This window comes from Sphingobium soli (genome assembly GCF_020782245.1).
Classification (GTDB): Bacteria; Pseudomonadota; Alphaproteobacteria; order Sphingomonadales; family Sphingomonadaceae; genus Sphingobium; species Sphingobium soli.
The window spans coordinates 85,989-98,363 of record NZ_JAJGNP010000004.1 but is presented as its reverse complement, the minus strand read 5'-3'; the positions used below and the strand labels follow the sequence as shown (position 1 = coordinate 98,363).

General features: G+C 61.2%; 13 protein-coding genes. 6 read left to right on the top strand and 7 right to left on the bottom strand.

Translation table 11 applies throughout. The features are described 5' to 3' along the window. Positions 1–86: 86 nt before the first annotated feature. The 3 genes from ntrC to dusB are packed head-to-tail and all read right to left on the bottom strand — an operon-like array spanning position 87 to position 3,663. The gene (gene ntrC / locus LL253_RS07020; protein ID WP_228226699.1) at positions 87–1,535 is read right to left on the bottom strand and encodes a nitrogen regulation protein NR(I); all 1,449 of its coding nucleotides are present in this window, start codon (positions 1,533–1,535) and stop codon (positions 87–89) included. Next, positions 1,532–2,644 carry a two-component system sensor histidine kinase NtrB gene (locus LL253_RS07015; protein WP_009821654.1) on the bottom strand — a complete coding sequence of 371 codons (1,113 nt, stop codon included), beginning with the start codon at positions 2,642–2,644 and terminating at the stop codon, positions 1,532–1,534. The genes ntrC and LL253_RS07015 overlap by 4 nt, the downstream gene beginning before the upstream one ends. Further along, positions 2,641–3,663, bottom strand: coding sequence for a tRNA dihydrouridine synthase DusB (dusB, locus tag LL253_RS07010; protein ID WP_228226840.1), 1,023 nt, complete (start codon positions 3,661–3,663; stop codon positions 2,641–2,643). The genes LL253_RS07015 and dusB overlap by 4 nt, the downstream gene beginning before the upstream one ends. A 118-nt stretch (positions 3,664–3,781) precedes the next feature. Between dusB and LL253_RS07005 the strand changes: the two genes are divergently transcribed. Next, a complete protein-coding gene (locus LL253_RS07005; protein WP_228226698.1) occupies positions 3,782–4,948 on the top strand; it encodes a bifunctional 2-C-methyl-D-erythritol 4-phosphate cytidylyltransferase/2-C-methyl-D-erythritol 2,4-cyclodiphosphate synthase in 1,167 nt (388 codons plus the stop codon). A 4-nt stretch (positions 4,949–4,952) separates the two neighbouring features. After that, complete coding sequence (locus LL253_RS07000) at positions 4,953–5,465, top strand: CinA family protein (RefSeq protein WP_228226697.1); 513 nt, start codon at positions 4,953–4,955, stop codon at positions 5,463–5,465. Here LL253_RS07000 and LL253_RS06995 read toward each other — a convergent pair. Next, a complete protein-coding gene (locus LL253_RS06995; RefSeq protein WP_009821658.1) occupies positions 5,417–5,887 on the bottom strand; it encodes a type II toxin-antitoxin system RatA family toxin in 471 nt (156 codons plus the stop codon). The two genes, LL253_RS07000 and LL253_RS06995, sit on opposite strands and share 49 nt — an antisense overlap. Before the next feature lie 7 nt (positions 5,888–5,894). Further along, entirely contained in the window at positions 5,895–6,893 is a 999-nt protein-coding gene (lipA, locus tag LL253_RS06990) for a lipoyl synthase (protein WP_050763017.1), read from the bottom strand. Between the two features lie 7 nt (positions 6,894–6,900). On the opposite strand from lipA, the gene LL253_RS06985 reads away from it, so the two are divergent. Genes LL253_RS06985 through LL253_RS06975 form a run of 3 tightly spaced genes read left to right on the top strand, consistent with a single transcriptional unit; the run spans position 6,901 to position 8,611 of the window. Beyond that, the gene (locus LL253_RS06985; RefSeq protein ID WP_009821661.1) at positions 6,901–7,542 is read left to right on the top strand and encodes a carbonic anhydrase; all 642 of its coding nucleotides are present in this window, start codon (positions 6,901–6,903) and stop codon (positions 7,540–7,542) included. A gap of 14 nt (positions 7,543–7,556) precedes the next feature. Then, positions 7,557–8,330 carry an NYN domain-containing protein gene (locus LL253_RS06980; RefSeq protein ID WP_009821662.1) on the top strand — a complete coding sequence of 258 codons (774 nt, stop codon included), beginning with the start codon at positions 7,557–7,559 and terminating at the stop codon, positions 8,328–8,330. Further along, entirely contained in the window at positions 8,330–8,611 is a 282-nt protein-coding gene (locus LL253_RS06975) for an acylphosphatase (RefSeq protein ID WP_228226696.1), read from the top strand. The genes LL253_RS06980 and LL253_RS06975 overlap by 1 nt, the downstream gene beginning before the upstream one ends. 18 nt (positions 8,612–8,629) lie before the next feature. Here LL253_RS06975 and LL253_RS06970 read toward each other — a convergent pair whose 3' ends face one another. Both LL253_RS06970 and ettA read right to left on the bottom strand, forming a co-directional pair. Further along, positions 8,630–8,857 (bottom strand): hypothetical protein, encoded by a 228-nt coding sequence (locus LL253_RS06970; RefSeq protein ID WP_228226695.1) that lies wholly within the window; start codon positions 8,855–8,857, stop codon positions 8,630–8,632. Between the two features lie 329 nt (positions 8,858–9,186). Then, positions 9,187–10,872, bottom strand: coding sequence for an energy-dependent translational throttle protein EttA (gene ettA, locus LL253_RS06965; RefSeq protein WP_009821665.1), 1,686 nt, complete (start codon positions 10,870–10,872; stop codon positions 9,187–9,189). Positions 10,873–10,989: 117 nt separating this feature from the next. On the opposite strand from ettA, the gene LL253_RS06960 reads away from it, so the two are divergent. Further along, a complete protein-coding gene (locus LL253_RS06960) occupies positions 10,990–12,363 on the top strand; it encodes a M28 family peptidase (RefSeq protein ID WP_228226694.1) in 1,374 nt (457 codons plus the stop codon). Positions 12,364–12,375: the final 12 nt, after the last annotated feature.

The window sequence follows — 12,375 nt, the reverse complement described above, 5'->3', positions numbered from 1 at the left end:
TGCCCATTCAAACACAGTATTTCACCGCCCAGCTGTCGCTGGTCGATTCCCCCCGTCGTTTCGTCTCGATCCGCAACCTGATCGGGTCAGTCCCCCAGACGCAGCTGCAAGGGATCAAGGCCATAATCCGTCAATTTCTTGCGCAACGTGTTGCGATTGATGCCAAGCAACCCGGCCGCCCGGATCTGGTTTCCATCAACACTCGACAACACCTCTTCCAGCAGGACCGGTTCGATCACGGCGAGCAGATCATCGTGCAAGGCGCGTTGCGGCTGGCTGATGCCGATCCCTAATTGCCGTTTGGCCCAGTCGCGGACGGCATGGATCAGATGATCGGCAGGCGCGGCATGATCCGCCGGAACATGCTCGATCGGCAGCATATGGCGCAGCATCTCGGCCGTAATGACATTTTCCCGGCTGAGCACCGACAAGCGCTGCATCATATTCTGAAGTTCACGAACATTGCCGGGCCAATGCCAGGCCATCAGCAATTGCGCAGCGTCTTCGGCCAGAGCCTTTCTCGGCAGGCCATCCTGCGCGGCGCGTTCCAGGAAATGGCGCGCGAGCAGAATGACGTCTTCCCGCCGTTCCCGCAGGGGTGGCAGCGCGATCGGCACGACGTTCAGGCGATAGTAGAGATCCTGCCGAAAGCGGCCTTCTTCAATCAGTTGCGGAAGGTGCTTGTTAGTGGCTGCGATGATCCGGACATTCACCCGGACCGGTTTCGAGCCCCCCACTGTCGTGACTTCACCCGATTGAAGGACACGAAGCAGGCGCGTCTGCGCCTCCATCGGCATATCTCCAATTTCGTCGAGAAAGAGCGTGCCGCCCTGCGCCTGTTCGAACTTGCCGGCAGTACGAACCTGCGCGCCAGTAAAGGCGCCCTTTTCATAACCAAACAGTTCCGCTTCGATCAACTCACGCGGTATTGCAGCCATATTGATCGCGATGAAGGGTTTTGTGCGCCGCTGCCCCAGGCTGTGGATCGCCTCTGCAACCAGTTCCTTCCCCGTTCCCGATTCGCCCAGCACCAGGATCGAAAGGTCATTGGACAGAACGCGCGCGATCGTCCGATAGACTTCCTGCATCGCTGGTGAGCGGCCGACGAGCGGCAGTCCGTCATGGGGCAGGCCGCCATGCCCTTCCTCCGCCCCGTCGGCCGGGGCGCGAGTGCCCAGCGCGTCGGAAACGGCGCGGGTAAGTTCGTTCAGATCGAAAGGTTTGGGCAGATACTCGAACGCCCCCTTTTCGGTCGCGCGGATCGCGGTATTGAGCGTGTTCTGCGCCGAAAGGATGATGACATTCAGGTCCGGGTTGCGGTCGAGAATATCGGCCACGCCGTCCAGTCCGTCGCCATCGGGCAGCATGACGTCAGTGATAAGGACATCGGGCGTAAAACTGTCGATCAAGGCGCTGCGTTCGCGAATGGACGCGGCCGTCTTCACCTTATGCCCCTGCCGCCGCAGCGCTTCGCCGACCACGACGCAGATTGCGGGATCGTCATCGACCACCAGGATCGCACCCGTCGCCCTCATGACGCCATCCCCATCGGAAGCAATATACGGAAGCTGGATTCTCCGGCTTCGGTGTCGCGCGCATATTGGACAAAGCCATTCATGTCGCGCACCAGCTTGTCGACCAGCGCCAGCCCCAGTCCCTGCCCGTCCCGCTTGCCGGTGATGAACGGGTTGAAAAGATGGTCAAGAATATGTTCCGGAACGCCAGGACCATTGTCGATGACCAGAATTTCGATGGGCAGCACAGCACTGCCCCTGCCGCCACCCGTCACCACAGAAACGCCGTGGCGGAAAGCGGTTTCGACGCGGATGACCGGCCTGGCGACATGATCCAGTGCTTCGGCGGCATTTTTCAGCAGGTTTATCATCACCTGCACCAACGCATCGTCGTTGATGGTGGCAAATGGCAAGGATGGATCATAATGTTTTATGATCTTGATGTTTTTTGCGAACCCCGCAGCAGCGATTCCGGCGGCGCGATCAATCAGGGGATAGATGTTGCCGGGGTGGCACTCCAAGGTTCGATCGGTCGTGAAATCCTGCATCCGGTCGATTAGCGCGGCAATGCGATCCACCTCATTGCAGATAAGTTGTGTCAACGCTGTGTCGCGCCCGTCCTGACCGGATTCCAGAAGTTGCGCCGCGCCACGAATTCCCGACAGCGGATTCTTGATTTCATGCGCCAATATGGCGGCCGCGCCCATGGCGGAGCGCGCCCCTCCGGCCGAGTTGCGACGACCGATCTTGCGCGCCTGGCTTTGCGCGTGCACCGACACAACGCGCCAGCCGTCATGATCGACGATCGGCGAAATCAGCAAATCGACTTCCATCTCCGCGGTGCGGCCCGCATGAACCTTGATATCGTAAGCCGCAACCGCCTTGTTGCTGTGCCAGATGTCAAAGCGTGCACCTGCTTCGGCAATTCTGATGGTCCGCGACACGTCACTGCCAATGATCGCCGAACGCGCCATGTTAAGCAGCGTTTCTGCGCGAACATTGGCGTCGGCAATACTATTGTCCGGCTTCACGATCAGTGTCGCGACCGGCAACGCAGTCATCTGTTCGGCCAGCGATGGTCCGTCCTGCGCGACGCGGAGCGGCGGGACCGACGTCAGGACGCTGGTCATGCGGCCTTGCGCAATTCCGCCGGATCCAGGCCGCTGGCGATCAACGGTTCATAAAAGCGCGCCAGCATGTCGAGGACGGTGTCGGCATCCGGCTCCTGGTTCACGGCATTGCGGAATTCCGCCGATCCAGTCAGCCCCTTGGTATACCAACCAATATGCTTGCGCGCCATGTTGACGCCGGTATGCCTGTCATAATGATCGAGCATCGCGCGATAATGCTCTACGATTACGCGATATTGTTCTTCAAGCGAAGGATCGGGCAGACGCGTTCCGTCCGTCAGCCACGCCATGACCTGACCGATCAGCCAGGGACGACCATAAGCGCCGCGGCCGATCATCACGCCATCCGCGCCGCTTTGCTCCAGTGCTGTGTCGGCATCCTCGATCGAACAGATATCCCCATTGACGACGACGGGCAGCTTCACCGCATCCTTCACCTTGCGCACAAAGGCCCAGTCGGCCGACCCCTTGTACATCTGGTTACGGGTGCGGCCGTGCACGGTGATCAGTTTTGCGCCCAGATCCTCGGCGATATGCGCCAGTTCGGGCGCATTGAGGCTGGCATGATCCCAGCCCATCCGCATCTTGACGGTGACGGGCACGTCGACCGCCTCTACCGTCGCCTTGATCAGCGAGGCGGCGAGCGGCAGGTCGCGCATCAGCGCGCTGCCGGCGTCGCCATTGACGACCTTCTTGACCGGGCAGCCCATGTTGATGTCGATAATGGCTGCGCCGCGATCGGCATTGAGCCTGGCGGCATCGGCCATTTCCCTGGGAGAACAGCCGGCCAACTGCATTGACACCGGTTCTTCCAGCGGATGCCAGGCGGCCTTTTGCAGCGACTGGCGCGTTTCGCGTATCATCGCCGCCGAAGCGATCATTTCCGTCACGTTCAGGCCCGATCCATAGCGGCGCACCAGCGTCCGAAACGGCATGTCGGTGACGCCGGTCATTGGTGCCAGAACGACGGGCATGTCGATCGTCACCGGACCGATGGAAATGGGTGAAAGCCTGCGCATGATCTTCACTTCACAATGTGCCTAAAAAACGGGCAGCCTTTAGCGGAAATGGGCATCGCCGACAAGCGCTGTGCCTCTCCCCCTTCCTGATTTGAGCGGGAGCGGCTATGCGGCGGCGATGACCTTTCCCTTGAAGACCATCGCGCTGATCGTCGCCGCCGGCCAGGGCAACCGCGTTGGCGGTGACGTGCCAAAGCAATATCGCGTCGTCGCAGGCAAAACCGTGTTGGCCCACGCGCATGAGGCCCTGGCCAGCCATGATGCAATCGACGGCGTGGTCATCGTCGTGGCGGCGGGTCAGCAGGATGTCGCGCAGGCGCTGCTTGGTGAGGATGTGCAGGTGGTGGTCGGCGCGGACAGCCGGAGGGGATCGGTACATGCGGGGCTGGAGGCGATCGCTGCGGCAGGCGGCGCGGACATCGTGTTGATCCACGATGCGGCGCGCCCCTTCCTGCCCCCGGTGGTGGTGGATCGGCTCTTGGACGCGTTGATGGACAAGGACGGGGCTATCCCCATATTGCCCGTTGCAGACACTCTGGTGCGCGGTGCGGGCGGCCTCATGGAAAATACGGTGGATCGCGCGCAATTGCATCGAGTCCAGACGCCGCAAGCCTTTCGCTTTCCAGCTATTTTAGCTGCGCATCGCGCCTGGGATACGGCACATGACGCGACCGACGACGCGCAAATTCTGCGCGCCTGTGGTCATGACGTCATTCTGGTGCAAGGTGATGAAAGATTGAACAAATTGACCTACGAACAGGATTTCAGCCGCGTGCAAGCCCTGTTGGCGCCCGTTTTCGTTACCCGCGTGGGCATGGGCTATGACGTGCATCGCCTTGCAGCGGGCGAGCCCTTGTGGCTGGGCGGCGTCCTCGTCCCGCATGATCGCGGGCTGGCCGGTCACAGCGACGCGGATGTCGCGCTCCATGCGATCGTCGACGCGCTGCTGGGCGCGCTGGGGGATGGAGATATTGGCAGCCATTTTCCGCCATCCGATCCGCAATGGCGGGGGGCGTCGTCAGACCGTTTCCTTGCCCATGCCCGCGACCGGGTGAAGGCGCATCAGGGGCGGATCGACCATATCGATCTCACCATTATCTGCGAAGCGCCCAAGATCGGTCCGCACCGCGAAGCCATGCGCGCCCGTATCGCCGAGATATTGGAGGTGTCGATCGGACAGGTCAGCGTGAAGGCGACGACGACCGAGAGGCTGGGTTTTGCGGGCCGCCGTGAAGGGATCGCGGCACAGGCGGTTGCCACCCTCTCCCTACCCGCGCTATCCTGACGCCATGCCCGATACTGTCCTCCCGACCCGACTGGTCGAACTCGCCGACAAGGTCATCATCGCCAATCGTCGCGCCGGGCGCACGGTGGCGGTTGCCGAAAGCTGCACTGGTGGCCTTGTGTCCGCCGCACTGACCGAGATCGCTGGCTCGTCCGACGTCTTCGAAGCTGGATTTATCACTTATTCCAATGACATGAAGGCGGAGCTTCTGAAGGTTTCGCATGACGTGTTGGACACGTTCGGCGCCGTGTCTATCGCCACCGCCTGGGCGATGGCGCAGGGCGCGCTGAAACAAAGCCACGCCGATGTCGCTGTCGCCATCACAGGCATTGCGGGGCCAGGCGGCGGCAGCGATCAAAAGCCCGTCGGCACAGTCGTGTTCGCGCGCGCCGAGCGGGGCGCCAGCCCCGACAAGGTCGTCGCCGACATGCGGCATTTCGATAATGACGGCCGGGGCGGCGTTCGCCTTCAGGCGGCGCTGTGCGCGCTGGAATTGCTGCTGCCCGGCGAGGCGTAAAGTTCGGCAGCGCGTTCTTCGAACGCACCGATCATCTTGCGCAGCGCCTTGTCGAAAAACTGCCCGGCGAGCATTTCGAAGATGCGGTTCTTGAATTCGAACTCCACCTCGAAATCGACCAGCACGCCCCCCTGCCCGTCGTCCCGGAACTGCCATTCATTGTGCAGATGCTTGAGAGGCCCGTCGAGATAATCGACTCGCACATGATCGGGTCGCTCCTTAAGGACGCGCGATGTGAAGCTTTCCTTGATGCCCTTGAAGCCTACGATCATGTCGGCGACCATTTCTCGCTCGCCATCCTGACGCACACGGATCGCGCTCACCCAGGGCAGAAATTCGGGATAAGCCGCGACGTTCGACACCAGGTCGAACATCTGGGCAGGCGTATAGGGAAGATGACGCGTTTCGTTGTGACGGGGCATCGTGCGGTCAGGCCTTCGCCGCGGCCTTGGCAAGCCGCGCTTCGCGCGCTGCCTTCATTTCGGCAAAATCCTTGCCAGCATGATAGCTGGAGCGGGTGAGCGGGCTGGACGCCACTTGCAGGAAGCCCTTGGCGCGGGCGATGCCGGCATAGGCGTTAAACGCGGCAGGTGTCACAAACTCCATCACCTTGGCATGTTTGGGCGTCGGCTGGAGATATTGGCCCATGGTCAGAAAATCGATGTCGGCCGAACGCATGTCGTCCATTACCTGATGCACCTCCAACCGCTCCTCGCCCAGCCCCAGCATGATGCCCGACTTGGTGAAGATCGACGGATCGAGCTTCTTGACCGTTTCCAGCAGGCGCAGCGACGCATAATAGCGCGCGCCCGGCCGGATGGTTGGATAGAGGCGCGGCACGGTTTCAAGATTATGATTGTAGACGTCGGGGCGCGCCGCAACGATCATTTCGACCGCCCGCTCATGCTTGTTGCGGAAATCGGGCGTCAGAATTTCGATGGTCGTGTTCGGCGTCGTGCGGCGCAGAGCTTCGATCACCTTGACGAATTGGCTGGCGCCGCCATCGGGCAGATCGTCGCGATCGACCGAGGTAATGACGATATGCTCCAGCCCCATTTCAGCGCAGGCATCCGCCAGATTCTGCGGCTCATTGGGGTCGACCTTGCGCGGCATGCCGGTCTTGACGTTGCAAAAGGCGCAGGCGCGGGTGCACACGTCCCCCAGGATCATGACCGTCGCATGCTTTTTGGTCCAGCATTCGCCGATATTGGGACAGGCCGCTTCCTCGCAAACCGTCGCCAGCTTCTTTTCCCGCATCAACTGGCGGGTCTCATTATAGCCCTTGCTGGTCGGGGCTTTCACGCGGATCCAGTCGGGCTTGCGGGCGCGTTCGGGCTGGGCCGGCGCGGGAATGGGGGACAGCTCGTTCATGGGCACCAGATAGCGATGCCGGGTCGCTCTTGCCAGTGCAGAGTTTGTCAGGCACATCGTCGCCATGATCGACTTTGCCGAAATGCTGGCGGGCTATCGCCGCTTCCGCGAAACCGGCTGGGCGCAGCAGCGCGACCGCTGGGATGAATTGAACGAAGGGCAGAGCCCCCGGGTGATGGTGATCGCCTGTTCGGACAGCCGCGTCGATCCGGCACAGATATTCGACACCAGCCCCGGCGAAATCTTCGTTGTGCGCAATGTTGCCGCTTTGGTCCCGCCATTCGAAACGACGCCAGGCCGTCATGGTGTATCCGCCGCGCTGGAATTTGCGGTGCAGGTGCTCAAGGTCGACGAGATCCTGGTCATGGGCCATGGCAAATGCGGCGGCTGCAAGGCGGCGCTCAGCGCCGATCTGAAGGGCGCGCCTCCGGGCGAAGGCGGCTTCATTCACAATTGGATCGAGCTGCTGGACGAGGCGCGCGAGACGGTCGTTGGCCGCTATGGCGAGCGCCGCGACCGGGAGGTCGAGCGAGCGATGGAGCAGGAAGGGGTCAAGGTCAGCCTTGCCAACCTGCGCAGTTTCCCGTGCGTGCGCGAGAAGGAAAAGGCGGGCGAACTCAAACTGATCGGCAGCTTCTTCGCGATCGCCGACGGCCAGCTTCACATATTGGATGAAGCGAGCGGCGCCTTTTCGCCGGCCGCCTGACGCAGGAGACGGCTATGGCGACGCGACAGGAAGGGCGCGGTAACATTGCGCTGCTGATCGATTCCGACAATGCTTCGGCGGCGCATTTCGATTCGGTGATGACAGTTCTGGCAGAACTAGGAACGGTGAATATCCGCCGGGCCTATGGCAATTGGAGCAAGACGACCCTGAAAGCCTGGGCCGCTCTTTCAATTACCCAGGCGATCGAGCCGCAGCAGCAATTCGACCTGACCAAAGGCAAGAATGCCACGGACATGAAAATGACCATTGATGCCATGGACTTGCTGGCCAGCGGCCGTGTCGATGGTTTCGGCCTCATGTCCAGTGATAGCGATTTCACGCCCTTGGTGACGCGCATCCGACAGGACGGCATCCCCGTTTACGGCTTTGGCAATGCCAATACGCCCGAAGGATTTCGCCGCGCCTGCACCCGCTTCATCGACGTTGCCGCGCTGGAACCGGCCGAGGTTCCTGCTTCCAAGCCTGCACGGAAGGCGGAAACCAGACCGGCTGCGGCGAAATCAAAAGCCGCGACCGAATCGGAACCGAAGGCCAAACCGATCGATGAGGAAGTCGTCAAACTGCTGATCGACGCTTATGACGCCGTCAAGCGCGACGAACATGGCTTTGCGGCGTTGGGCAGCGTAGGGCAGCTGGCGGGAAATCGGTCGAGTTTCGATACACGCAACTATGGGTATAAGCGCCTGTCCGACCTGATCCGCGACGTTCCCAATTTCACGGTCGAGGTGCGCGAAGGCGGCCAGACCTGGATCAAGCGCGTCCATTAATGACCCGGGTCGCGCGCCGCCTGACGATCACAGGCCGGGTTCAAGGCGTCTGGTATCGTGCATGGACGGTGGAAACAGCGCAAGGCCTTGGCCTTTGCGGGTGGGTGCGCAATCGCACCGATGGCAGTGTCGAGGCTCTGATCGAAGGCGATGAGAATGCCGTCGCGCAATTTGTCCGACTGGCGCATGATGGACCGCCCACCGCGCGGGTCGATCGGGTTGATGCCCAGCCGGCCGCTGTTAGTGGACATCAAGATTTTTTGAAGCGATCCACGGCCTGAGCAAATCCCGGGCTCGCGTCAGGCGGAATGCGTGAGCACCTGCACGGCTTTCGCGCGAATGTCACTGTAGCCCCCCTCGCCAGTCGCGGGGTCTACCAGCATCTGCAATACCGCTTCGAGGCTGACGATCCGCGCATTGAGCGCCGCGACCTGGGCGTCATTCTGCGATCGGGTCGAAACGTCATGGTCTTTAGCAAGCCGCTCGACCGTATCCCAAACCTCAAAGAGCGAATCTTCGGTCGGCATTGCACCGTCGACAGCATCGGGAGGATCGTAAGGATATGCCATAACCTCCGCTGTAGCTACCTAATACGGCTGTTCTATGAAAGCCTTTAGTTCAATGGCTTATCGATTTTTTGGTGCGGTTCGGCTTGCTCGCAGGACGCCCCTCTTATCCCTGCTCCGCCACCTTGCGCGCCGCAGAAAAAAAGGGCCGGTCGAATGACCAGCCCGAAAGTTTTTAGGAGAGGATGCCTGAAAGGCACCTTTGGATATGGAATGGTAGCGCGATCATCGCAAGTGCGAAAGGTACCCGAGCGATTGCAAAAACTGCAATCGCCCCGAGGTCATTCAGATCAGCGCGTCAGCTTCTTATAGGCAAGGCGGGTCGGCCGATCGGCAGCATCGCCCAGGCGACGGCGCTTATCCTCTTCATAAGCCTCGAAATTGCCTTCGAACCATTCGACATGGCTGTCGCCTTCAAACGCGAGAATATGGGTGGCGAGGCGATCAAGAAAGAAGCGGTCATGGCTGATGACCACGGCGCAACCAGCGAAATTCTCGATCGCTTCTTCCAGCGCCGCGAGCGTTTCGACGTCAAGATCGTTGGTCGGTTCGTCGAGCAGCAGCACGTTGCCGCCCTTCTTAAGCATCTTGGCGATGTGGACGCGGTTGCGTTCACCACCCGACAGCTTGCCGACATTCTTCTGCTGGTCCTGTCCCTTGAAATTGAACGCGCCGACATAAGCGCGGGTCGACATATCGTGGCCGTTGACCTTCACATAATCGAGGCCGTCGGACACTTCCTCCCAGACATTCTTGCTGGCATCCAGATGGTCGCGGCTCTGATCGACATAGCCCAGGCGCACGGTCGAGCCGACGTCGATTTCCCCCGAATCCGGCTGCTCCTGACCCGTGATGAGTTTGAACAATGTCGATTTGCCCGCACCGTTCGGGCCGATCACGCCGACGATGCCGCCGGGGGGCAGCATGAAGGACAGGTCTTCAAACAGCAGCTTGTCACCATAGGCTTTGGAAATCCCCTTGGCCTCGATCACCTTGCCGCCCAGACGTTCAGGCACCTGGATAACGATCTGCGCCTTGCCGGGCGCGCGATTTTCCTGGGAGGCGACGAGCTGCTCGAACTTGGCGATACGCGCCTTGGACTTGGTCTGGCGGCCCTTCGGCCCCTGCCGGATCCATTCCAGCTCGTCGTTAATGGCTTTCTGGCGGCCGGTCGCCTCCCGGTCCTCCTGCTCCAGACGCTTGGCCTTCTTCTCCAGATAGGTGGAGTAGTTGCCTTCGTAAGGGAAATATTTTCCGCGATCGAGCTCCAGGATCCAGCCCACGACATTGTCGAGGAAATAGCGGTCGTGGGTGATCATCAGCACCGCGCCGGCATATTCCTTGAGGTGATTTTCCAGCCAGGTGACGCTTTCGGCATCCAGGTGGTTGGTCGGTTCGTCGAGCAGCAGGATGTCCGGCTTCTGGATCAACAGACGGGTGAGCGCGATGCGGCGCTTTTCACCGCCGGAAAGGCTTTCGACGCCCCAATCGGACGGCGGGCAGCGGAGCGCTTCCATCGCGATTTCCAGCTGGTTGTCCAGCGTCCACCCATCGGCGGCGTCGATCTGTTCCTGCAAGGTGCCCATTTCTTCCATGAGCGCATCGAAATCCGCGTCCTCCGGCGGATCGGCCATGATCATGCTGATCTCGTTGAAGCGATCCAGCTTGTCCGCCATTTCGCGCGCGCCGTCCTTCACATTTTCAAGGACAGTCTTGTTCGGGTCGAGTTGCGGCTCCTGCGGCAGATAGCCGACGGTGATATTTTCACCCGGCCAGGCCTCGCCCGAAAAATCGGTGTCGATGCCGGCCATGATCTTCATCAGGGTCGATTTGCCCGCGCCGTTGGGGCCGACGATGCCGATTTTGGCGCCGCGATAAAATTGCAGGTTGATCTGATTGAGGACCGGCTTCGCCGCGCCGGGGAAGCTCTTGGTCATGCTCTTCATGACATAGGCATATTGCGATGAGGCGGACATGGGTGCGCGCTGCTCCGAAAGTCTAAGGTAGGAAAAAAGCGGATTGGAAAATTTGCGCCGGGTTAGCGGACGCGGAACATATTGGCAAATAGGGGAAGGCCCGTTACCCCTCCACCCATGCAGAAAATCCGATCGGGCACGCTGGCCGCCCTGCTCCTTGGCAGCATTTTCACCCCTTCCCTGTCTCTCGCCGCGCCTGCGGACAATGACGTGATTCGGGAGGCGGCGCTAAAGGACGATGTGGCGTGGGACTTCACTGAAGGGCTGACGACCGAAGTCGGCCCCCGCCCGGCCGGCACACCGCAGGAAGCGCGTGCGCGCGACTGGGCGGTGGCAAAGCTCAAGGCATTGGGCTTTTCCAATGTCCGCGCCGAACCCTACACCATGCCTGTCTGGGTTCGCGGACAGGACGAGGCGCGCATCCTGTCGCCCTTCCCGCAAAATCTGGTGCTTGCAGCGCTGGGGAACAGCGGATCCACGTCGGACAAGGGTATCGAGGGCGAGATCATTTACTTCCCCAGTATCGATGCACTGGAAGCGGCGTCGGCCGCTAGCCTGAAGGGCAAGATTGCCTTTGTCGACCATGGGATGGGGGCCACGCAGGATGGCTCTTCCTATGGCTATTATGGTGCCGCGCGTCGCCAGGGTCCCAGCATCGCGTCCAAAAAGGGCGCGATCGCCATCCTGATCCGATCGATCGGCACCGATCATCATCGCGTGCCGCATACCGGGGTACAGATGTGGGCTGACGGAGCCACGCCGATCCCGGCCGCCGCCTTGTCCGTGCCGGACGCCGAGCAACTGGTGCGGGTGGTGAAGCGGGGCCAGCCGGTGAAGGTGCACCTGACGCTCACGTCGAAAATGTTGAAGGATCAGCCGTCGGGTAACGTCGTCGCCGAAATTCCCGGCAGCGATCCGGCCGCGGGCGTGGTGGTGGCGGCCTGTCACCTCGACAGCTGGGATCAGGGCACGGGCGCGATCGATGATGCGACCGGCTGTGGCATTGCGGCCGCATCCGCCCTTCAAGTGGCCAAAACCGGCCAGCCTCGGCGGACCATTCGCGTGTTGATGGCAGGCGCCGAGGAAGTTGGCGGTGACGGCGCTCGCGCCTATTTCAAGGCCCACGGAACCGAGCGTCACGCCTTGGCAATGGAATCGGACTTTGGCGCCGATCGCGTCTGGCGCGTCGATTTCAAGCTGCCGCAGGGGCATGATGACCTGGCCAAGCGGATCGCCATGGCGCTTGCCCCATTGGGTATTGGCGCCGGGCGGCAGGAGGCAGGTGGTGGCGCCGACATTGCGCCGCTGGTGAAGGCGGGCGTTCCGGTCATCGACCTGCAGCAGGACGGCACACGCTATTTCGACCTGCACCATACGCCTGACGATACGCTCGACAAGGTGGACGTCGCCCAGTTGCGACAGAATGTCGCAGCGTGGGCAGTGACGTTGAACCTGGTCGCCAATGCGGCAGAAAGCATGAGCGCTAACTGAACTTTTATAGTA

What these genes read in the sequence shown, in the direction of transcription:
- ettA (WP_009821665.1), bottom strand. Translation starts at nt 10,872, where the DNA reads ATGTCCGCCTCATCGCAATATGCCTATGTCATGAAGAGCATGACCAAG.
- lipA (WP_050763017.1), bottom strand. Translation starts at nt 6,893, where the DNA reads ATGTGCCTGACAAACTCTGCACTGGCAAGAGCGACCCGGCATCGCTAT.
- LL253_RS06995 (WP_009821658.1), bottom strand. Translation starts at nt 5,887, where the DNA reads ATGCCCCGTCACAACGAAACGCGTCATCTTCCCTATACGCCTGCCCAG.
- ntrC (WP_228226699.1), bottom strand. Translation starts at nt 1,535, where the DNA reads ATGAGGGCGACGGGTGCGATCCTGGTGGTCGATGACGATCCCGCAATC.
- LL253_RS06960 (WP_228226694.1), top strand. Translation starts at nt 10,990, where the DNA reads ATGCAGAAAATCCGATCGGGCACGCTGGCCGCCCTGCTCCTTGGCAGC.
- LL253_RS06975 (WP_228226696.1), top strand. Translation starts at nt 8,330, where the DNA reads ATGACCCGGGTCGCGCGCCGCCTGACGATCACAGGCCGGGTTCAAGGC.
- dusB (WP_228226840.1), bottom strand. Translation starts at nt 3,663, where the DNA reads ATGCGCAGGCTTTCACCCATTTCCATCGGTCCGGTGACGATCGACATG.
- LL253_RS07015 (WP_009821654.1), bottom strand. Translation starts at nt 2,644, where the DNA reads ATGACCAGCGTCCTGACGTCGGTCCCGCCGCTCCGCGTCGCGCAGGAC.
- LL253_RS06985 (WP_009821661.1), top strand. Translation starts at nt 6,901, where the DNA reads ATGATCGACTTTGCCGAAATGCTGGCGGGCTATCGCCGCTTCCGCGAA.
- LL253_RS06980 (WP_009821662.1), top strand. Translation starts at nt 7,557, where the DNA reads ATGGCGACGCGACAGGAAGGGCGCGGTAACATTGCGCTGCTGATCGAT.
- LL253_RS07005 (WP_228226698.1), top strand. Translation starts at nt 3,782, where the DNA reads ATGACCTTTCCCTTGAAGACCATCGCGCTGATCGTCGCCGCCGGCCAG.
- LL253_RS06970 (WP_228226695.1), bottom strand. Translation starts at nt 8,857, where the DNA reads ATGCCGACCGAAGATTCGCTCTTTGAGGTTTGGGATACGGTCGAGCGG.
- LL253_RS07000 (WP_228226697.1), top strand. Translation starts at nt 4,953, where the DNA reads ATGCCCGATACTGTCCTCCCGACCCGACTGGTCGAACTCGCCGACAAG.